Annotated in this window: 17 protein-coding genes and 1 pseudogene; 11 read left to right on the top strand and 7 right to left on the bottom strand. The window is 67.7% G+C overall.

The features are described from left to right. Positions 1-254: 254 nt before the first annotated feature. From D472_RS0108845 to D472_RS0108820, 6 genes are all read right to left on the bottom strand, one after another. A complete protein-coding gene (locus tag D472_RS0108845) occupies positions 255-1,259 on the bottom strand; it encodes an ABC transporter ATP-binding protein (protein ID WP_017604121.1) in 1,005 nt (334 codons plus the stop codon). 3 nt (positions 1,260-1,262) lie between these two features. Then, complete coding sequence (locus D472_RS0108840) at positions 1,263-2,147, bottom strand: ABC transporter permease (RefSeq protein WP_017604120.1); 885 nt, start codon at positions 2,145-2,147, stop codon at positions 1,263-1,265. Continuing rightward, positions 2,140-2,946, bottom strand: coding sequence for an ABC transporter permease (locus tag D472_RS0108835; protein ID WP_017604119.1), 807 nt, complete (start codon positions 2,944-2,946; stop codon positions 2,140-2,142). Before D472_RS0108835 ends, D472_RS0108840 begins: the two co-directional genes overlap by 8 nt. Positions 2,947-3,098: 152 nt before the next feature. After that, positions 3,099-3,863, bottom strand: coding sequence for an SDR family oxidoreductase (locus D472_RS0108830; protein WP_017604118.1), 765 nt, complete (start codon positions 3,861-3,863; stop codon positions 3,099-3,101). 62 nt (positions 3,864-3,925) lie between these two features. Beyond that, positions 3,926-4,564 (bottom strand): dihydroxyacetone kinase subunit DhaL, encoded by a 639-nt coding sequence (gene dhaL, locus D472_RS0108825; protein ID WP_017604117.1) that lies wholly within the window; start codon positions 4,562-4,564, stop codon positions 3,926-3,928. 14 nt (positions 4,565-4,578) lie between these two features. Next, positions 4,579-5,574, bottom strand: a complete 996-nt coding sequence (locus tag D472_RS0108820; protein WP_017604116.1) for a dihydroxyacetone kinase subunit DhaK — start codon at positions 5,572-5,574, stop codon at positions 4,579-4,581. 279 nt (positions 5,575-5,853) lie between these two features. Between D472_RS0108820 and D472_RS0108815 the strand changes: the two genes are divergently transcribed. The 11 genes and pseudogenes from D472_RS0108815 to D472_RS26690 all read left to right on the top strand — a co-directional run bounded on the left by D472_RS0108815 (position 5,854) and on the right by D472_RS26690 (position 19,722). Next, positions 5,854-6,615 carry a L,D-transpeptidase family protein gene (locus D472_RS0108815; RefSeq protein ID WP_026117512.1) on the top strand — a complete coding sequence of 254 codons (762 nt, stop codon included), beginning with the start codon at positions 5,854-5,856 and terminating at the stop codon, positions 6,613-6,615. A 91-nt stretch (positions 6,616-6,706) separates the two neighbouring features. Then, a pseudogene (locus tag D472_RS26695) lies at positions 6,707-7,464 on the top strand (hypothetical protein). A gap of 419 nt (positions 7,465-7,883) precedes the next feature. Beyond that, positions 7,884-8,333 carry a hypothetical protein gene (locus D472_RS0108805; protein WP_017604114.1) on the top strand — a complete coding sequence of 150 codons (450 nt, stop codon included), beginning with the start codon at positions 7,884-7,886 and terminating at the stop codon, positions 8,331-8,333. Positions 8,334-8,439: 106 nt separating this feature from the next. After that, positions 8,440-8,802: a nuclear transport factor 2 family protein gene (locus D472_RS0108800; RefSeq protein ID WP_017604113.1), complete on the top strand. Its 363-nt coding sequence runs from the start codon at positions 8,440-8,442 to the stop codon at positions 8,800-8,802. A gap of 287 nt (positions 8,803-9,089) precedes the next feature. Continuing rightward, positions 9,090-10,376 carry a multidrug effflux MFS transporter gene (locus D472_RS0108790; RefSeq protein WP_017604112.1) on the top strand — a complete coding sequence of 429 codons (1,287 nt, stop codon included), beginning with the start codon at positions 9,090-9,092 and terminating at the stop codon, positions 10,374-10,376. Between the two features lie 164 nt (positions 10,377-10,540). After that, on the top strand, positions 10,541-11,065 hold the full coding sequence (locus D472_RS0108785) for a PadR family transcriptional regulator (RefSeq protein WP_017604111.1): 525 nt from the start codon (positions 10,541-10,543) through the stop codon (positions 11,063-11,065). Next, positions 11,062-11,787: an ABC transporter ATP-binding protein gene (locus tag D472_RS0108780; protein ID WP_017604110.1), complete on the top strand. Its 726-nt coding sequence runs from the start codon at positions 11,062-11,064 to the stop codon at positions 11,785-11,787. The genes D472_RS0108785 and D472_RS0108780 overlap by 4 nt, the downstream gene beginning before the upstream one ends. Beyond that, positions 11,784-14,144 (top strand): ABC transporter permease, encoded by a 2,361-nt coding sequence (locus tag D472_RS0108775; protein WP_017604109.1) that lies wholly within the window; start codon positions 11,784-11,786, stop codon positions 14,142-14,144. Before D472_RS0108780 ends, D472_RS0108775 begins: the two co-directional genes overlap by 4 nt. 54 nt (positions 14,145-14,198) lie before the next feature. Continuing rightward, the gene (locus tag D472_RS25115) at positions 14,199-17,120 is read left to right on the top strand and encodes a DEAD/DEAH box helicase family protein (protein ID WP_239642938.1); all 2,922 of its coding nucleotides are present in this window, start codon (positions 14,199-14,201) and stop codon (positions 17,118-17,120) included. Between the two features lie 134 nt (positions 17,121-17,254). Beyond that, a complete protein-coding gene (locus D472_RS0108745) occupies positions 17,255-18,289 on the top strand; it encodes a hypothetical protein (protein WP_017604103.1) in 1,035 nt (344 codons plus the stop codon). Between the two features lie 317 nt (positions 18,290-18,606). Continuing rightward, entirely contained in the window at positions 18,607-19,722 is a 1,116-nt protein-coding gene (locus D472_RS26690; RefSeq protein ID WP_017604102.1) for a PP2C family protein-serine/threonine phosphatase, read from the top strand. Here the strand turns inward: D472_RS26690 and D472_RS25105 are convergent. Beyond that, a partial coding sequence (locus D472_RS25105) for a D-arabinono-1,4-lactone oxidase (protein ID WP_033303435.1) occupies positions 19,710-20,104 on the bottom strand: 395 nt, incomplete at its 5' end. The two genes, D472_RS26690 and D472_RS25105, sit on opposite strands and share 13 nt — an antisense overlap.

The following is a 20,104-nucleotide window of genomic DNA, read 5'->3' as shown; positions in this document are numbered from 1 at the left end:
CGATCCTCCGGAGGGTACGGGCACAAGGCCGAGTTCCGTGGGGGCCGGCACGCTCGCCGGGCCCACTCCCATCATGGGCATCACCAGGGCCACCCGCGCCCGCCGGCGGCCCCGAACGAACCGGGCGACCAGCATGGCCGAGAAGCTCCATGGGAGCGCCCGGGTCACCAAAACGAGTCCGAGAACGGGCCCACCCGCCTTCAGACAGGGAACACCGCTCCTCCACGGGCCCCTTCCGGCCCGGCTCGTCGAACTCAGCGACTTCCCGCCTCCTCCACGGGGTCCGCCCCTCTGTAGAGGGAGGACACCACCGCCTCGATGTCGGGTTCGCGCAGGGTCAGGTCGACCACTTCGTGTTCGCGGGTCACCTCGGCGATCACTCGGGCCGGATTGTCCCTGAGTTCCAACCACTGCCGCGGTCCCTCCACCCGAACGGTGCGGGCGCCGGTCACCTCGATCTCCCCGGACGCAGAGGCCAGGTCGACCACCAACATCCGCGGCGTGGGGACCGCTGCCCGCAGTCGGGGAAGAGCACCGTCGAAGACCAGGCGACCATGGTCGATCACCATCACGCGCTCACACAGTCGTTCCACGTCCCCCAGGTCATGGGTGGTGATGAGGATCGTGGTGCCACGCTCGGAGTTGGTCCGCAAAAGGAAATCACGGATCGTCGACTTGCTCACCACGTCCAAACCGATGGTGGGCTCATCCAGGACCAACAGGCGTGGGGCGTGCAGCAGGGCCGCGGTGATGTCGCCCCGCATGCGTTGCCCCAGGCTGAGTTGACGCACCGGGGTGTCCAGAAAGGGGCCGAGTTCGAGGAGTTCGGTGAGCTCGGCCAGACGTTCGGCGTGCGCTCGGCCAGGAACCCGATACAGGTGCCGGGTCAGGGCCAGACTGTCTCGTAACGGCAGATCCCACCACAGCGTAGTGCGCTGGCCGAACACGACACCGATCTCCCGGGCCAGGCGGGTACGTTGTCGGGCGGGTTCCATCCCCGCCACCCGAGCCCTGCCCGAGGTGGGGGTGAGGATGCCGGTGAGCATCTTCATCGTGCTGGATTTCCCGGCGCCGTTGGGTCCCAGACAACCGACGATCTCTCCGGGTCGGACCGTGAAGGTGAGGTCGCGGACCGCGGTGACCGTGCGACGGGTTCGGCGCAGGAACGGCCCTTCGGAGAGCACGAAGTCGCGCCCTAGGTCGACGACCTCGATGATCGGCTCGCCCGGGTCCGTTCGGATGATCGCGTTCGAGGTCATCGTTCAGCTCCCGGTGGATCGGTAGTGACGCAACCCGGTCCGCCAGACGAGAGCGGCGCAGGCGCAGAGGAGGACGGCCACGGCCGGACCCGTGTGACGCAAGTACTCGGGCATACCGAGAGGGTCGGGGCGGTCGAGTACGAGCAGAGCCGGTTGCCAGCTGACGAACGCCAGCGGCACCACGTAGGTGACCGAACGGACGATCTCCTCACCGTAGATCGCGATGGGGTATTCGGTGAGGGCCTGACCACCGTAGGTGAGCGAGTTCGCCGCCTCACGGGCGCCGGCGACGAAGAACTGCACACACGCGCTGATCACCCAGATCGCAGAGCAGATCAACACGCCGGAGAGCATCGTCAACGCGAGCAGCGCCATCTTGAGGTACGACCACTCCACGTCGACGTTGACCAAGGCGATGCCCAGTACCACCAGGGCGGGAACGACCTTGCCGAGGCGCCGTGGAGAGAATTCGTCCGCGGCCACTTGGACCAGGGGCGAAACCGGGCGAATGAGCATGGCGTCGAAGGAACCGGTGCGGACGTGATGGCCCAGGCGTTCCACGGAACCCGCGAACATGTCCGCGATTCCGAATGCGCTCGACGCGAGTGCGAAGACCAACAGCCCTTCGTACACGGTGAAGCCGGCCAGGGTACCGGCGTGACCGAAGACGATGACCACCGCACCGACCTGGGTGAGGACTCCGGTCGTGACGGCCAAGGACATCAAGGCCAGGGACAACGGATACTGGGCGGCGGCGCGCACCCACAACCAGGCCAACCGCCGGTAGTCGAGGAACGGACGCAGGAGTTTCGTGACCGCGAGCCGGGCACCACCGTCCCCCTCTCCGGGCTCGTCCCCGGGCACGATGCGTCGGTGAGTGTCAGCCACCCTGAATCACCGCCCTGCGTGTGGCCACGGAGGTGAGGTATGTCCCCGCCCCGAGCAGCACCGCCGCCCAGAGACCCTGAAGGGCCAGGCCTCCCAACGCGCCCCCGCCGGGCAGGTCGTCCTTGCCGAGGAGGATCTCCGCGGGGATTTGCACCATGCAAGCCCAGGGGAGCAGGCGAAGCATGTCACCGATGGTCGGTGGGAACAGCGCCAGGGGCAGCAACATGCCGGCGATGACCGGGCCGACCAGGCCGTTGATCGCCCACACCCCGCGACTGTCCAGCATCCAGAACCCACAGAGCGAGTACAGGTAGCGCAGGGCGAACCCGATCAGCGCGGCCAGGAACACCGACGCGAGGAACACCAGGGACCGGCCGACACCGTCCGGGATCACCACGTCGAACAGGACGACACCGACCAGGAAGGTCGGCAGGCCGCGAAAGACGAGACCGAACGTGGCCCGCCCCAAGTCCTGCGCCAGCCACCATCCCTGGAGGGAGACCGGCCGGAGCAGGTCACTCGCGATCTCTCCCGTGCGGATGCGTTCGGCGAGGTCGAGGGAGGGAGCGATACTGATGATCATGGTGACCGTGATGAGCATCTGCCCGACGAACACCTGGGTGACGGCGTCGGTGGCGTCGTAGCCGTTGATCCGTGGCCTCGCCGCGAACACGGCGAGCAGGACCATCGCGTTGATGGCCCCGAAAACCGAGTTGGTGAGGACGCCGGCGACGGTGGCGGCACGGTAGGTGGAATGTCGGCGTAGCCCTCGGGCGTACACCGCGAAGTGGACACGCACGGGTGCGGCTCCCCTTGGCAGGTCGAGAACGTGCATTCGGCACGTCCCTGGGCCAGGGGGCCAGGTCCGGGTCGCCGCGAGGAGGCGACGCTAGCACAGTCGGACGCGCCACCGAACCGCTTTTCGCCAAGGGGTGTCCGGCGGATGGGCTCTCAGCCTCGACCGGCGAAGGGCATCTGGCGGGCCATCACCGTGAGGGTGGGGACGTTGACGTCGAGCGGCAGGGAGACGATGTGCGCGATCGTGTCGGCGACGTACGCGGCGTCGATGGTGGCCTCGGGGCGCACCGAACCATCGGCTTGTCGGGCGTTGGCGCCGAAACCGGCGGTCATGGCGGTGGCGGCGTTGCCGATGTCGATCTGGCTACAGGCGATGCCGTGATCGCGCAGGTCCAGGTTCATGGAGGCGGTGAGTCCGCTGATGGCGTGCTTGCTGACCGTGTACGCCACGCTGGATGGCCGGGGCACGTGCGCGGAGATCGAACCGTTGTTGATGATCCGCCCACCACGGGGTTCCTGTGTCCGCATGAGCGTGGCCGCTTCCCGAGCGCAGTACAGCGCGCCGGTGACGTTGGTGGCCAAGACCTCGTGCCAGTCCTCATCGGAGATCTCCTCCACCGACGCCGCGGCACCGAACACGCCGGCGTTGTTGAACAACACGTCCACCCGGCCATAACGCTCGCGCACCGACCTGAACAGTGCCCGTACCGACTCCGAGGAGGTCACGTCGGTCTCCACCACGGTCGCCCCCGGACGTCCCTCGGCCGTCTCCTCCAGGGTTCGGACACGACGGCCCGCCAGGACCACGGAGTGGCCGTCGGCGAGCAGGCGATGCGTGGTGACCCGACCGATCCCCGCACCGGCACCGGTGATCACGACGACCTTGTGGTCGTTGACGGTGGTTCTGCTCTCGCTCACGTTCGCCCCCTGGTTTCGGTCCGCAGAAGGGGAGGTTATCGGCCCCGCTCGATGTGAGGAGCTCAGACCCCCTCGGCCGACTCGAAGAACCACGCCACGGCCACCGCGCCCGGATCCAACACGTCCTTGGCCCGTTCCCCCAGGTAACTGGCGCGCCCTCGGTGGGCGACCATCCCACCGGTGGACTCCGCGCCCGCCCGCGCCGCCCTGGCCGCCTCGGACACCGCCTCCCGCCAGGTTCGGGCGGTGGCGTCGGTGAGCACCTCGGTGGCCGGGACCATCGCGTCCACCATGGTCTTGTGCCCCACCTCGGCCTTACCGAGCCGGCGCACCGCCTCGGTCGCCGTCCCGAAGGCCGCGCCCAGTTCCGGGACGCCCCATGGTGCGGTGGGCCCCGCCCCCAAACGGCCGAACCACAGACCGAACAGGGGACCGCTCGTCCCACCCGAGGCCAAAAAGGCGTCCGCCACCGTTTGAAAGGCCTGCGCTGGATGCGCCTCGTCGATGCCCTCCAATCCTTCGCGGCCGCGTTTGAGCGCGGAGGAGATGTTCCATCCGAAATCGCCGTCTCCGGCCTCGCGATCCAGCTCGGTGAGCTCGTCGGCCCCCGCCACGACCCGATCCACGAACGCCAAGAGCCACATCTTGGCCCCCGCCCCCGTCAGTTCGGCCCCGTTCGTCCCATTCCCTTTGTCCGTCATGTCCACCACTTTCGTCACCACACCAGGGCCGGCGTCCGCACCGGCGCGTCCCAGAACTTCACCAGGTCGTCGGTCAGCGCGGTGAGCGTGATCGACAACCCCTTCATGTCCAACGAGGTCACGTACGGCCCGACCAGGGAACGGGTGATATCGATCCCCTGCCCGTCCAGGACCCGGCGGGTCTGCCTGGCCGCCACCGCGAGTTCGAGACCGTGTGTGGCCCCCAGGCCATTGACGATCGCCAACACCGAGTCACTGCGACGCAGACCCACCGCCTCCACCAGCCGAGACACCAGGCTCTCCACCAGGTCGTCGGCCTTGCCGATCACTCTGGTCTGGATGCCTCGTTCACCGTGGATCCCCACGCCGAACTCCATCTCCCCGGGTTCCAGCTCGAAGGAGCGGCGTCCGGTCTCCGGGTTGGTGCACGCTTCGAACGACACTCCGAGCGTCGCCGACCGCGCCACCACCCGCCGTCCCAGGTCACGCACCTGTGCGATGGGCACTCCCGCCTCGGCCGCGGCACCGCAGATCTTCTCCACCGCGACCACGGCCGCGGTGCCACGCCGCCCAGGACCACCGTCGTCCTCTCTTTCGGTGGCGAGATCGTCGTCGACCAGCACCTGTTCGACCCGGTGTGTGTCGGCGAGGAGTTCGGCGGCGATGGAGAAGTTCAAAACGTCGCCGGTGTAGTTCTTGACGACCATCACCGTGCCCTCGCCACTGTCGACGGCCTGGATGGCCGCGCGCACTTGTAGGGCGGTGGGGCTGGTGAAGACGTCACCGGGAACCGCCGCGTCGAGCATTCCCTGGCCCACGAAACCGGTGTGCAGGGGTTCGTGGCCGGAGCCACCACCCGACAACAGGGCGACCTTGCCCGTGGTGGGCGTCCGGCGGGTGACGAACAAGGGGTCGGGATGGACGTCGACGAGACCGCTATGGGACTCGGCGAACCCTTCCAACGCCTGTTCGACGAGGGTCTCACGCTCGTTCATGAAGAACCGGCTCATGCCGCCTCCTGGGTTCTCGGGGATCCCTGGGTCGGGTCACCGCGCGATGTTCGGGCCGCTGTGTCCCGCTCACTCGATCTACCCTGCTTCGGCCCTCACCCCACTTCGGACAGATCCCGGCCCCTGGTTCGTGGGGTGAGGATCGAGAGGTTTTCTCGACGAGTTCGCGCCGTGTCCTGCCTGGTGGTCCGGCCGAAGTCCACCCAGGCGCCATTCGATCGTCAACGAGTTCCGAAAGTGGGGCGACCAAGACCCCGGATCTATGGGTAAATGGAACGTATGGTCTCCCCTCGATCACCCTTCGCAAGGAACCCCCTCCGGACAACCCTCCTCGGACCGGCCTGCGCCTTGGCCCTGAGCGCGGCTCTGCTCGCCTCCCCCGTGCACGCCGTCCCGTCCGTGGCCTCAGCACCCGACGGTGCGTCCTCCGCCACGGCGATCACCGCTCAACTGCGCACCGGTGACTCCGGCGCGCAGGTACACGCCCTCCAGGAACGGCTGAGTGAACTCGGCTACTGGATCGACGGGGTGGACGGTGAGTTCGGCCTGCACACCGAGCACGCCGTCCTGGCCCTGCAGAAGGCCGCCGGGATCGATCGGGACGGCATCGTCGGCCCGGACACCCGCTCCGCCCTCGACGAGGGCACGGTCCCCTCCGCGAGCACCGGCTCCGGTTCCGTGGTGGAGATCGACCTGGAGCGTCAGCTCCTGCTGATCGTCACCGACGGTGAGGTCCAGCGCGTCATCCACACCTCCACCGGCTCCGGTCAGCCCTATGAGGGTTCCGACGGCGATGAACGGATCGCCACCACCCCCGAGGGCACCTACTCCGTCTTCCGTGATGTCGATGCCTGGGACCCGGGGCCGTACGGAGCGTTGTACCGGCCCAAGTACTTCAACGGCGGCATCGCCGTGCACGGGTACCCGAGCGTTCCGGCGCGACCGGCGTCCAAGGGTTGTGCCCGGGTGAGCCTGGCCGCCATGGACTGGTTGTGGGAGCAGGGGCACCTGAACGTGCACGCCACCGTGGTAGTGCGCTGAACCGGAACCCGTTCGAGTTTCCCCGGGTCCATGTGACCGGGTAGACCCCGCGAACGGGTGTGGGTGCCCGTCCTCGGGTAGGACGGGCACCGTGCCCTTCCTCCTCGCCACCGAAGCCGCCGGTCCTGAGCACCCCAACGAGGACTTCGCCGCGATGACCGCCACCAGCGCGGTGCTACTCGACGGTGTCAGCGCTCCGAGGGACGTGGACGATGGCTGTTCACACGGGGTGGCCTGGTACACGCGCAGGCTCGGAGCATTGCTGCTGGCGGAGTTGGACGCCGGTCTTGCTCCCCAGGACGCGCTGGCGGAAGCCATCATCGCGGCGTCCGCCGCACACCAGGGCCGCTGTGACCTCACCAATCAGGAGACACCTTCGGCGACCGTGGTCGCGGTCCGGCTGGGCGAGGACGCGTTGGAGTATCTGGTCCTGTCCGATTCCGTGTTGTTGTTCGAGGAGCACGGGAGTGTCCGGGTGGTGGCCGACACCCGGCTGGACGACCTGCGACCACGAGTGGAACCTGGAACGGCGATTCGCGCCTGGCGCAACGTGCCGGGCGGTTTCTGGACGGCCGGGGCGGACCCACGGGCCGCCGGGGAGGCACTGACGGGGACACTGCCTCGGGCCCCGTTCTTGGCGTTGACCGATGGCGCGANGGTGGGGGGAGCCGGTCGGTGGAGGTGTTCGGCGACCTGTCGTGGCGGGACCTCTTCGGGTTGGCCCGGGACCGAGGCCCCGGTGCTCTGCTGGAGCGGGTCCGTTCCCTGGAGGCGGCCGATCCGTTGGGCCGACGCTTTCCACGAGGCAAGATCCGGGACGACGCGACCACCCTCTGGTGGACGCCTTAGTTTCGGACAGGCTTTATTCCTAGGTTAGGACCACCTTTTTTCTGCCCCCTGGCGATCGTTCCTTACCATCTCCCCAGATGAACTGGGAGAAGAAACTTCCCGACATCAGGGACGTTTTAGCCGGCGCGGAAGATCACCTTTGATTCGATTTCCTGAAAAAGATCGCAACGGAACCTCACTCGGCGAACCCGAGGACACCGAAAGAGACGTACGCCTCCCACAAACCCGGATAACAGGCGCTTTCGCGCGTCGACTTCATCCGGTAGATTTCCTTGCAACCGATCGTTCGTTTCCCGCCACAGCATCACTCTCCGACGATCGACGTTCACAGAAACCCTGCTCGCATCCGTCCCACACGGGTGCTGGAGAGTATTTTCCATGCCCTTGGCCGTCATGATGACCGCCGCAAAGGAGACCGAGTGAGTGTCCCTGGCCTCCTCGAACCGACCGGTCCCAACCGTTCACTGCACCGGACCGGTCAACAGACCCACGTCCATTCCAAGCCCATGAACACGACTCTGCCGGCCACTCAGCCGGAACCGGAACAGCGCCCCAACCCGATGGACGCCCAGACTCCGGACGAATTCCTGCTGATCATGCGCCGTTATCTCGTCTGGGCCGGTGACTGGTCCTACCTGGAACTGGAGTACAAGTGCGGCGGTGTGATCAGCGCGGACAAGTTCCAGCGCGCCCTGGAAGGCACCGAACTCCCCGGTTACGTGTTCCTGATGGCCTTCGTGACCGCTTGTGTCGGCACCGACGAGGGTGAACGCCTGCGTTGGGCCACCTCATGGCACCGACTGCGCCGCGCCGCCCGCGCCGCCGAGGACGCCCGCCTGCGCGCGGCTCGCCGCCGACCCCAGGACTGACTCCGGGACTGGACCACGAGCGCGAACGAAACCGTCCCCGATCCTTGCGTGCGGCTGCCCCTCTCTGCTCAAACTGAGGTGAGCGGATCCAGCGGAGGAGGGCATCATGGGCGTCCTGGACGAACTCTTGGCTCTGGAGCATCGAGGTTGGCGATCTCTGTGCGAGGGATCCGGTGACGCGTTCTACGGTTCCCTGATGACCGAACGTGCCGTGATGGTGCTCGCCGGCGGCATGGTCCTCGATCGGAACGCGGTCGTCGCCTCTCTCGCCGACGCACCCACGTGGGACGAGTACGAGATCAGCGAGGAGCGCGTGCTGGAGCCCGCCCCCGGCTCGGTCGTGATCATCTACACGGGTCGCGCGTGGCGAGCTGAGGAACCCCCCTTCGTGGCACGGATGTCCAGCGTCTACGCACGGGACGAGCACGGGTGGCGCCTGTGCCTTTACCAACAGACGCCGGTGGGGTGACCTCGCCCCGCCCAGCGAGGGTTTTCTCCTCATCGAGATGGTGTCAGAGCACTGAGTGAGTGTCATCACCACACACGAAAACTCCTACTGCCAGGCGTTTTCTCCCTGTGGTTCGGATCACCGGGAAACCCGGGTCAAGTCGGGATTGCCTTTCCCTGGTCATCCGTTGCAAGCCGAAGTGTCCCCACGTAGGACACTTCCCAGGTGCCCCACCCGAAGGTGGCTCACGGCGCCGACATCACCCTCTGGTTGCTCTGCACCTTCCTCGACCCTGCCCTGGAGAGCTCGTGAGCCTGACTTCCGTGCGCCCGAACGCGCGCCCCGGCCTCGCCACCCCGACCCCGAATCCGACCCCGGCTCCGGCCTCGCCGCCGGCCCCCAAGCGACCCGCCGTCCTGCTCGTCCTGGTCCTGGCGGCCCTGTCCGCCATCGGACCGCTCGCCACCGACCTCTACCTGCCCGCGCTTCCGGAGATCGCCGCCGACCTCGGCTCCAGCGAGTCCCGGGTGAAGCTGACCCTGACCGCCGTGATGGCCGGGCTGGCCTCGGGCCAGCTGGTCGCCGGCCCGCTCAGCGACCGCTGGGGCCGTCGCCTCCCCCTGCTGGTGGGAACCGGCGTGTTCACCGCGGTGACCTTCGCCCTCGTGTTCGTGACGTCCGTCGAGACGTTCATGGCCCTGCGGTTCCTGCAGGGACTGGCCGCGGCGGCGGGACTCGTGGTCGCCCGCGCGGTGGTCCGGGACGTGTTCCACGGTGACACCGCCGCCACCTTCTTCTCCCGCCTGATGCTGATCACCGGTCTGGCGCCCATGCTCGGCCCGCTCCTGGGCGGCCAACTCCTGTACCTGGGTCCCTGGCAGCTGATCTTCGGCACGCTGGGCCTGGCCGGGGTCACCACCTTCGTGCTGGTGTACCTGGCCCTGCCGGAGAGCCTGCCCCAGGAGCGGCGGACCCGCCAGGACCCGCGCGTGCTCGCGCGGACCTTCATCCGACTGCTGCGCGACCCGGGGTTCGCGGCGCCGACCGCGGTCCTGGCGCTCAGCTTCGGTATGAGCTTCACCTACATCTCGGCGTTCTCGTTCGTGTCGCAGAACCAGTTCGGCGCGAGCGCCCAGCAGTTCAGCCTGGTGTTCGGGGTGACCACCCTTGGAATGATCCTCGGCAACCAGGTCAACGTGGCACTGATCCGCCGGATGGAGCTGCGCCGCCGCTTGGGCCTGGGGCTGGTGGGCGCCATCGTGTCGGTGCTGGCCATGGGCCTGTTGGCGGTGACCGGCCAAGCCACTCTGGTGAACGTCACCGTGGCACTGTTCGTGATGATGCTCTTCACCGGACTCATCTCGCCCAACGCGACGGCGATGGCCCTGTCCGGGCAGCCGGCGGAGATCGCCGGAACCAGTTCCGCGCTGCTGGGCACCCTGCAGTTCGCGGTGGGTTCGGGTCTGGCCGCCACCGTGGGACTGACCGGGGAGACCACCCTGGGCGGCATGACCACGGTGATGCTGGTGACGGCCGTGGGCGCCCTGGTGGCGTTCCTCTACTCGGCGAAGCGGGCCCCGGCTCCGGCCCTCTGAGCGAGGACCACCCCGACCTCGGTGTTCGACCGACCTTCAAGGCCCCGACGCGTTCCGCGTCGGGGCCTTCGGCGCGTTCGGGAGGAGGTGCGCTCCCTTGGTGGAGGCTCCACACCGGAGCCAACTATACTCGCGGTGTATACACCTTATGTATAGTCGTGCCCATGTCACTTGGAACCACCTTCCTCGGTCTGCTGGAGGGGCACCCTCAGCATGGCTACGACCTCAAGCGCGCCTACGACGAACACTTCGCGACCAAACGCCCGCTCGCCTACGGCCAGGTGTACGCGACCCTCTCCCGCCTGTTGAAGAACGGGCTGGTGGAGGTGGAGGCGATCGAACCCGGGGCGGGTCCCGAGCGCAAGCGCTACACCGTCACCGACGCCGGAATCACCGACGTCGAACAATGGCTGACCCGGCCTGAGAACCCCGAGCCCTACCTTCAGAGCGCCCTGTACACGAAGGTGATCCTCGCCCTGCTCACCGGACGACCGGCCGAACAGGTCCTCGACGTCCAGCGCGCCGAACACTTGCGACGGATGCGAGAGTTCACCCGCCGCAAGTCCCAGGGCGACCTCGCCGAACAACTCATCTGCGACCACGCCCTGTTCCACCTGGAGGCCGATCTGCGCTGGTTGGAACTGACCGCCGCCCGGCTGAACGACCTGGCCGGGGAGCTCGCCTCATGAGGACCGGCCTCACCGACCGAAGAACCGACCCCGGACGGCTCCCGAGCGAACCTCTGCTCACCGCATCCGGGCTGCGCCGTTCCTTCGGCCGCACGAGCGCGCTGGTGGACGCCTCCCTCTCCCTCCACCCTGGTGAGATCGTGGCAGTCATGGGCCCGTCCGGATCCGGAAAATCCACCCTGCTGCATTGCCTGGCCGGGCTCGTGCGTCCTGACGAGGGCCGGATCGACTACGCGGGAACCGACCTCACCCAAGCCTCCGACACCGAACTCAGTACCCTACGCCGCACCGAGTTCGGGTTCTTGTTCCAGTTCGGCCAACTCGTCCCCGAACTCACCTGTGTGGAGAACGTCGCCCTGCCCCTGCGTCTGGGCGGGACCCCTCGCCGCCGAGCCGAACGGACCGCTCTGCGGTGGCTGGAACGACTCGACGTGGCCGACGTCGCGCGTAAGTCACCGGGCACGTGTTCCGGTGGTCAGAACCAACGGGTCGCGGCGGCCCGAGCCCTGGTCACCTCGCCCAGGGTGGTGTTCGCGGACGAACCGACCGGTGCGTTGGACTCCCTCAACGGGGAGCGGGTGATCCGTATGCTCACCGACACCGCCCGCGAAAACGGAGCGGCGGTGGTCCTGGTGACCCACGAGCCTCGAGTGGCCGCCTACGCCGATCGTGAGGTCGTGGTCCGCGATGGCCGCACCCGAGACCTGGGAGGGCTCGGATGAGTCCGCGCGAACGCACCGGCCGAAAGGTTTTGGCCCCGCGTCGGTCGTCTCTTCTCGGTGACCTTCGGTTGGGCGCCGGCCTGGCCCTGCGCGGTGGCCGGGAGAGCCTACTTCGCACTCTTCTGTCGGCCTTGGGGGTGGGAGTGGCGACGGCGACCCTCTTACTGGCCGCCTCCCTGCCGACCATCTTGGAACACCGCGACGAACGTTCTGCGGCACGGATGGACTACGAGGTGGCGGAATACCCACCGCCGGAAGCCGGGAACGACACCCTGGTCTTCCGCATCGCCGACACCGATTACCGCGGCGACCCGATCTTCGGCCGGATCGTCCGCGCGGAGGGGCCGGACGCGCCCCTTCCTCCCGGTGTGGACGCCTTGCCCGCCCATGACGAGGTCGTGGTCTCCCCCGCCTTGGCCGCCCTCCTGAACGACCCCGAACACGAAGTCCTGCAACGCAGGTACGACCACACGATCATCGGCCGAATCGGACCGGAAGGTCTGGAGGGTCCCCACGAACTGGCCTTCTACCTCGGTAACGAGGAACTGACCCTGAACACCGCCGGGAATCGGATCACGGGCTACGGCGGAGACACGAACGGCGGAGCGGACGACCCGGTCATCCTGCTCTTGGGGATCGTGGGCACGGTCGTCATGCTCACCCCCGTCGTGGTGTTCCTGAGAGCGGCGGTGCGCTTCGGCGGGGAACAGCGGGATCGACGGTTGGCCGCACTGCGCCTCATGGGGGCCGACCGCCGGGCGATTCGCCGAGTGGCCGCGGGTGAGACCCTGCCCGGGATCGCCCTCGGTCTATTGCTCGGTGCCGGTTTCCACCACGCCGGTCGCCCACTCGTGGAGATGGTCCCTCTCTCCACCGGGGTGTACGGCGCGGACGTGGTACCGCACCCGGTCCTGGGTCCCCTGGTGTTCGTCGCCGTACCGCTCTTGGCCCTGTGGGTGGTGATCACCTCCCTGCGCGGTGTGGTGATCGAACCACTGGGGACGGTGCGTCGCGCCGAACGCCGAAACCCTCGTCTGTGGTGGCGGTTGACCCTGTTCGCGCTCGGTATCGGCCTCATCGTCGGCGCCCTACGAACGCCTTTGGGCAAAGGACTGTGGGTGGTGTTGGTGGCCGTCGGGCTGCTGACGACGCTGTTCGGCGTGACCGCGGTACTGCCCTGGCTGGTCGATCGGCTCTTCGGCCGTTCCTCACAAGGCCCCCTCTCCCTTCAGCTGGCCCTGCGCCGGCTGGGTGCCTCTGACGGAGGACCGGCCCGCGCGATCAGCGGGATCGTGGTCACCGTCGCCGGGGCCATCGCCCTGCAGAGCCTGTTCACGGGCGTGGAGACCGCGACCACGGTGGAACACGCCGACACCCTGGAGGAGGCGTACGAACAACAGGCGTTCGGGGAGGCCGGCTACAACCTGGAGGCGGAACTGCGGTTGGGAGCGTCCGGCGGCGACCCGACGAGAAGGCTGGAGGAGGTTCCGGGGGTGGAAGCCGCCCTGGCCTTCATCGGCACCCCTGGCCTCACCGACGACGGCACCATGCTCTCCGTCCGGGTCGCCGACTGTCCGACCCTGATGCGACTGGCCGATCTTCCCTCTTGCTCCCCCGGCGACGTCTTCAGCGCAGTGCCCGAACTGGAGCAGGGGGCGAACCTCGTGCTCGGTGGTGGAGAGCACCGTTCGCCGGTTGTCTGGGAGGTGCCGGCACCGATCCCCTTCGAGGGCACCTTGGTGGAGCACCCCTCCAGGTCCTCGATCGATCACTCGGCTGAGAACGTCGTCCTGGCCACGCCGGAGGCGGCCGTACCGACCGAGGACGCGGAGGCGGGCGAAAGGCTCTGGCTTCGTGTGGACCCGTCCGTACCCGGAGTCCAGGAGGAGCTGCGGGCCACCGTCGCGGGTCTGGATCCGACCTACCGGATGTCGTTCCCCATGACCATCGAGTACGACCCGGCCTTGTCCGGGATGCGGACCATGCTGATCGGTGGCGCGCTGGCTTGTCTGGCGATGATCACCGCCGGACTGCTCGTAGGCGCCGTGGAACAGATCCGCGAACGTAAGCGGGTGCACGCCGTACTCACCGCCTTCGGCACCCGCCGGCGCACATTGGTGGCTTCGGTGCTGTGGCAGAGCGCTCTGCCCGTGCTCGTGGGAGTCGTCCTGGCCACGGCGGCCGGTCTGGGGTTGGGCGCCATGCTCCTCGATCTGGTCCACCTGCCGGTGTCCTTCGATCCGCTGGACGTCTTGTTCATCGCCGGAGCCGGAATCGGGATGGTGCTCCTGACGACCTTGGCGGCCCTGCCGGCGCTGTTGCGGAGCATGCGCCCCGAGGGCCTGCGCTGGGAATAGGTTCACCCCGCCCCGGGCCCACTGGTTCAGGGCGGGCACGTCTATTCTTGAGGAATGTCCGAAACTGCGGTGCCTGTGTCGGAGGCGACCTGGCTCGGGGAACTACGCCCCTACCAGGCCACCGCGCTCGACGAGGTGGCCGCACGCTGGGCCGCCGGGGAGCGGCGGACCTGGATCGTGCTCCCCCCGGGTTCGGGCAAGACCCTGGTCGGGCTGGAGGCGGCCCGTCGGCTGGGGCGCCGGACCGTGGTCCTGGTCCCCAACACCGCCATCCAAGGCCAGTGGGTCCGGCATTGGCAGGACTTCGAGCGCCCCGAAGGCTGCGACGCGGGGAGCGACCGGGCGCTCGAAGACGCCGTCAACGTACTCACCTATCAGTCCCTGGCGGTCTTCGATCCCGACGCCGAAACCGACGAGGAAGGCCGCTCGTCGACCCCCGTCCGCGACCGTCTGCACACCAACGGCCAGGCCCTGGTACGCGCCCTCCGTGACGCGGGGCCGCTCACCCTGCTACTCGACGAATGCCATCACCTGCTCCAGGTATGGGGACGCCTGCTCGCCGAGATCCTCGACGACCTCCCCGATGCCCACGTGGTCGGTCTGACCGGTACCCCCGCCGAAAGCCTCACCACCGCCGAACACGACCTCGTGGACCGCTTGTTCGGTGCCCCCATCGTCGGAGCCTCCATCCCCGCCCTGGTCCGCGACGGTTACCTGGCACCCTTCGCCGAACTCGTATACGTCACCGAGCCCACCCTCACCGAACACGAGTACCTCGCCGGACAGGGCGCTCGGTTCACACAGATGTGCACCGATCTTCTCCGCCCCGGTTTTGCGAGCACCGACTTCCTTCCCTGGCTGGACGCCCGCTTCGTCTCCCGGGACACCACCCAGGGCGGACGACTCGGGTGGGGCGCTCTCGCCGCCCGTGACCCCGAGCTCACCGATGCCGTCCTGCGCCTGCACCACCAAGGGTTGATCGCCCTACCGGATGGCGCCCGTGTACACGAGCAGCACCGGCACTCGCCTCGGGCAGAGGATTGGACCGCGCTGATCGGTGACTACGTCCGCTACTGCCTTGATCCGGAATCCCCACGCGACCGCCAGGCCCGCGAACGCATCCGCGCCGCGTTGCCGGCCGTGGGCTACCACCTCACTCGTCGCGGGATCCGCCGCAGCACTTCCCCCACCGATCGGGTCTTGGCCCGCAGCACCGCGAAGTCCTTGGCCACCGTGGACATCCTCGCCGCTGAGAAGAGTGCGCTGGGTCCACGTCTGCGCGCCCTGGTGTTGTGCGACCACGAACGCGCCACCGCCCGGGCACCCGTGGCGTTGCGCGGGGTTCTGCCCGACGACGCGGGTTCGGCCTGGCTCCAGGTGGCCCAGCTGGCCGCCGACCCCCGCACCGGTGCCTTGGATCCGGTGCTGGTCACTGGTCGCACCGTCGCCACCGGGGTGAGCACCGCGGCCGCGCTCCTGGACTTCGCACGGGCGGAGGCACCCCGGGCCGACCTGTCCGTGCGCGAGGTGGACGGTCTGTGTGTACTGGAAGGCGGGTGGACATCCCGCACCTGGGTGGGTGTGGTGACGCGCTTCCTGGAGAGCGGCCGTTGCCAGGTGCTGGTGGGTACACGCGCCCTACTCGGTGAGGGGTGGGACGCCCGCGGGGTCAACACTGTGGTGGACCTGACCACCGCCACGACCCCCACTGCGGTGGTGCAGAGCCGAGGTCGCGCGCTACGGCTGGACCCAAAGTGGCCGGACAAGGTGGCGCACACCTGGACGGTGGTGTGCGTGAGTCACGACCATCCGCGTGGATCGGCCGACTGGGACCGGTTCGTGCGTAAACACGAGGGCTACCTGGGGGCGAGCGACGACGGCGAGGTGATGAGCGGGGTGGCGCACGTGGACCCGGAACTGTCCCCGTACGAGCCTCCCACCGACCCGGCCTCGATCAACGCCCGGATGCTGAGTCGAGCGGCAGACCGGGAGGGCACCCGGGAACGATGGCGGCTGGGAACGGGCTACGAGGACACGCTGTCGTCCACGCTTCGGGTACGAGAACGGCNGGCGGGCGTTATCGGGGCCCGCCCCAGCGGCGGGCGGGGACGTGGCGACGCCGCCGCCACCCGAAGCACTCGTGGGGGACCAAAGGATCGTGCCCGCACCTGGCCCTCTGCCTTCGGCCAGGGAGACGACCCCCGTGTTGATCCTGGTTTCCTTGGCCCTGGTGGTCCTGCTGGTGGGGGCGTTCGCTCCATGGTCGTGGCTACTCGCCGTCGTACTCGCAACCGTGGCGGGAACGTACTGGTCTCGGGCCTTCCAACGGGTTCGCCGAGAGGCCGAGCACGTACGCTCCCTGGTCCGTCGGCCGGTAGAGACCGTCCGTTACGCGTGCGCTGTGGCCGACGCGCTACGTTCGGCCGGTCACTCGAGCACCGGTTCGGAAGGGGTTCGCGTCCATGTGGACACCGACGGTGTGTATCGCTTCACCCACGCCGACACGGTGGCGGCCGAACTGTTCACCGAATCCTTGGACGAGGTCCTCGGACCGCTGGTGGGCGACCCGCGCTACCTGATCCCACGCCACGTCCTCACCGATTCGCGAGCGGTCGCGACAGTGGCGGTCTTCCACGCGGTACCCACGCTCTTGGCCCGCAACAAGCGAGGCGCACTCGCCTTCGAACGGGCGTGGAGGCGGTGGGTGTCCCTGGGCGAAGTGGTGCACACCAGGACCGAAGCGGGTCGGGCACTGCTGGCAGCACACCAGGGCAGCGCCCCGTTGGACGTGTCCACCGCCCGTCGCCTCGTCTGGGAATGACCGGAAGGCAGGACGCATGGGGCCGCGAAAGGTTGACCGGAAAGTCCATCATTTCAACAACAGAGAACAATACCTTTTCGGGAAGATATTCAGAGTTACGTGATCGTTTCCCGAGTGTGCCCTTTACCCTTCCTTTGCCTGGCAATAATAAATGAATGCCGGACGCCCACCCAGGCCTACCTGGGTGTATCCGAGCATGCTCTTTGCACGACTCCCCTTCAACCGAACGTGCACAACGCCCCACCGGTCGTGACACGAATACGATCGGCTGAACCGAAGCGAGACTCCCTTGACCTCCTGTTCCCGCGTTCATGTCCAGCGCACATTCCAGGGCGCCCTCGCCTTCACCGCTGTCGGCGCGCTCACGCTCACGGCCGCTCCCGCCCACGCCGACGGCGGTGAGATCGGCTACGCCCAGGCGAGTGTCGCCGGTCAGGGTCACATCTCCTCCCACTACCCCCGTGGAGGTGACGTCAGCGGTTACGGCGGCTATCTGTACGACGAGGAGGTGTGGTCCGACTCGATCCACAGCATCCTGGTGGACGTGGAGGAGGATGAACTCTACGCCTGGGTGTACTTCCGTGAACTCGGCCTCGAACTCACCGAAGCCGACCTCGAGACCATGCGAGCGGCCGCCCAGGACGGGATCTCCCAACCCGGTTTGGAGAATACCGAGGGCGAAGGATCCGACGAAGTCGTCCTCAAGGTTTCTTTCACCGAAGTCGAAGCCCGGGTGGAGCAGAACTGGGCCGGTGTTACGGAGTACTCGCATTCCCCGGGCGAAGCATCCGTCGAGGTGAACGAACCCGGCGCTGAGTTCTCCTTCAGCACCGAGACCGACCCCTGGGAAGACCGTGTGCGAGGTGTGGACTATTGGGGCACCAGCCACGATCTCTTTTTGACCGTGGACTTTCCGGAAGAAGGGTTCAGTGTGACCTATGGGGTCGGTGAGACCTTGGTCGGCGCGGATCTTCCTCCCACCATCGATGACGGGGAGGACACCGGTGGTGAGGGCGACGACGGAGAGGGCACCGGGGGCGGAGATGGTGACGAGGGCATCGGTGATGGAGACACCGGTGGGGCCGATGACGGGCCCAAGGAGGAGGACGGCGAAGACGGGGCGGATTCCGGTGACGGGAAGGGTGGGGGTGACGACCTCCCGGCCGATGAAAAACCCGGCAAGGACGACGAAGACCTGGCCCGGACCGGTGTTCCGGTCGTCGGTCTGATCGCCGCGGGCACAGCGGTCGCCGCGGGCGGGGGCGTCGCGGCCTACCTGGCTCGCCGCAAGAAGGCCACCGCCGAAACGAACGACGAGGTTTGATCCCCTGGCGGTGTCCGGAGTCGGTCCCGGACACCGCCGCCTCACGTTGACCAGGGTCCATCGAACACCCGGTGTCGGTTTCCAAGACCGGATCGGACCTGCGGCGATGATTCCACACGGCCCGTTCGAAGCGTAATCTGACGATCCGTCGTCGTTCCCATCCCGGGGAGGGAACGAGTGCCTGAGGGGACGCCGATTCGGTCCCACTCCGGAACACAGGTGGTCCGTATGCCCGTCAACGCAAAGCTGGTCGAGATGTTCGCGAGGCTGTTGGAGGAGTCGCCCCTGCTGACGGTCGAGCAGCTGCCCGCCACCGTATGGAACACGCCGAGCCCGCCGGGTTCCACAACGTGGCGATCTACGTGGTGGACCTCCGGCAGGAAGTGCTCCACCTGCTGGGCAAGGACGGCCCGTCAGGACGTACCGACCACCGGGAACCCGCACTGCCGATCGAGGGGACCCTGGCCGGACGTGTCTTCGAAACCCTCTCCCCCTTGTCCGAGGTCGGTAGCGAACTCGGACGCTGGTGGGTGCCCCTCCAGGACAACGCCGAACGAATCGGTGTCATGCGGGTGGACGTCCGCAACTCCGACACGGCGACGATGCGCGCCCTACGCGTCCTCTCCCTCTTGGTCGCGATGTTGCTGGTGACCAAGCGCGAGTACAGCGACTCCTTCGCCCGCCTGTCCCGGACCCGCCCGATGAACCTCGCGGCCGAACTCCAGTGGAACCTCATGCCACCGAACGAGTTCGCGAACGAACAGATCAGCATCAGCGCGGTGCTGGAACCCGCCTACGAGGTGGGCGGGGACGCCTTCGACTACGGGATCGACGAGCACGTGGTCCATCTGGCCATCTTCGACGCGATGGGACACGACGTGACCGCGGGGCTCGCCGCCAACCTCGCGGTCGCCGCCTACCGCAACAGCAGGCGCCAAGGGGCCACGTTGTCGGAGATCGGTGAGGCGATCGATGCCGCCCTGTTGGAACATCTGGGCGCCCCTCGCTATGTCACCGCGCTCATCGCCGAGCTCGACCTGAGGACGGGAGGTCTGTCCTGGCTCAGCCACGGCCACCAACCCCCGGTCTTGATCCGTGATGGCCAGGGACGCGAGATGCCGAATCGGTCTCCGGGGCTTCCTCTAGGACTCGACCTGGGTCTGAGCGCCGTCCAGAGTGAGGATCGGTTGGAGCCGGGCGATCGTCTAGTGCTGTTCACCGACGGCATCACCGAGACCCATCTCCCGGGCGGCGACGAGTTCGGGCTGGAGCGATTCGTCGACTTCATCATGCGCCACAACGCCGAGGGACTGCCCGTTCCCGAGACCCTACGTCGTTTGGTCCACAGCATCCTGAAATACCACGACGGCGACCTCCAGGACGACGCCACCGTCCTGTTCCTGGAGTGGCTGGGCCCTTCTCAGGGGAAGTGAGCATCGACGAAGGGGTTGCGGAACTTCCCCTGAGGGTCGAAGCGCTCCAGCAAGCCGGCGAAGTCCGCCGCACGTTCGTAGGAGGCCACCACGTCCGCCGGCGGTAGCGTGGTGAGCTTTCCCCAGTGCGGTCGGGCGCCCAGCGGAGCGAGCCTTTCCTCCACCGTCTCCAGCACCGGGGCCACCGCCTCCGGGTTCCGGTGCCAGGTGAAGTGGAGGGTCACCGAGTCGCGGCCGTACGCCGGGCTCAACCACAGGTCGTCGGCACGGACCGTGCGCACCTCCGAGACGTGCAACACCGGAGCGATCAGGTGCCCGATCCCGCGCAGCGCGGCGAATGCCTCCGGAGCCGCCTCCCGGGGAAGGTAGAGCTCGGACTGTA

The sequence above is a fragment of the Nocardiopsis alkaliphila YIM 80379 genome (genome assembly GCF_000341005.1).
Taxonomy (GTDB): Bacteria; Actinomycetota; Actinomycetes; order Streptosporangiales; family Streptosporangiaceae; genus Nocardiopsis; species Nocardiopsis alkaliphila.
The sequence above is the reverse complement of the archived record's forward strand: the minus strand, read 5'-3'. Positions and strand labels throughout refer to the sequence as shown.

Excerpts from the sequence above, each read along its gene's own strand:
- dhaL (WP_017604117.1), bottom strand. The coding sequence starts at position 4,564 with ATGACGGACAAAGGGAATGGGACGAACGGGGCCGAACTGACGGGGGCG.
- D472_RS0108815 (WP_026117512.1), top strand. The coding sequence starts at position 5,854 with ATGGTCTCCCCTCGATCACCCTTCGCAAGGAACCCCCTCCGGACAACC.
- D472_RS0108775 (WP_017604109.1), top strand. The coding sequence starts at position 11,784 with ATGAGTCCGCGCGAACGCACCGGCCGAAAGGTTTTGGCCCCGCGTCGG.
- D472_RS0108785 (WP_017604111.1), top strand. The coding sequence starts at position 10,541 with ATGTCACTTGGAACCACCTTCCTCGGTCTGCTGGAGGGGCACCCTCAG.
- D472_RS0108800 (WP_017604113.1), top strand. The coding sequence starts at position 8,440 with ATGGGCGTCCTGGACGAACTCTTGGCTCTGGAGCATCGAGGTTGGCGA.
- D472_RS26690 (WP_017604102.1), top strand. The coding sequence starts at position 18,607 with ATGGAACACGCCGAGCCCGCCGGGTTCCACAACGTGGCGATCTACGTG.
- D472_RS0108845 (WP_017604121.1), bottom strand. The coding sequence starts at position 1,259 with ATGACCTCGAACGCGATCATCCGAACGGACCCGGGCGAGCCGATCATC.
- D472_RS0108820 (WP_017604116.1), bottom strand. The coding sequence starts at position 5,574 with ATGAGCCGGTTCTTCATGAACGAGCGTGAGACCCTCGTCGAACAGGCG.
- D472_RS0108780 (WP_017604110.1), top strand. The coding sequence starts at position 11,062 with ATGAGGACCGGCCTCACCGACCGAAGAACCGACCCCGGACGGCTCCCG.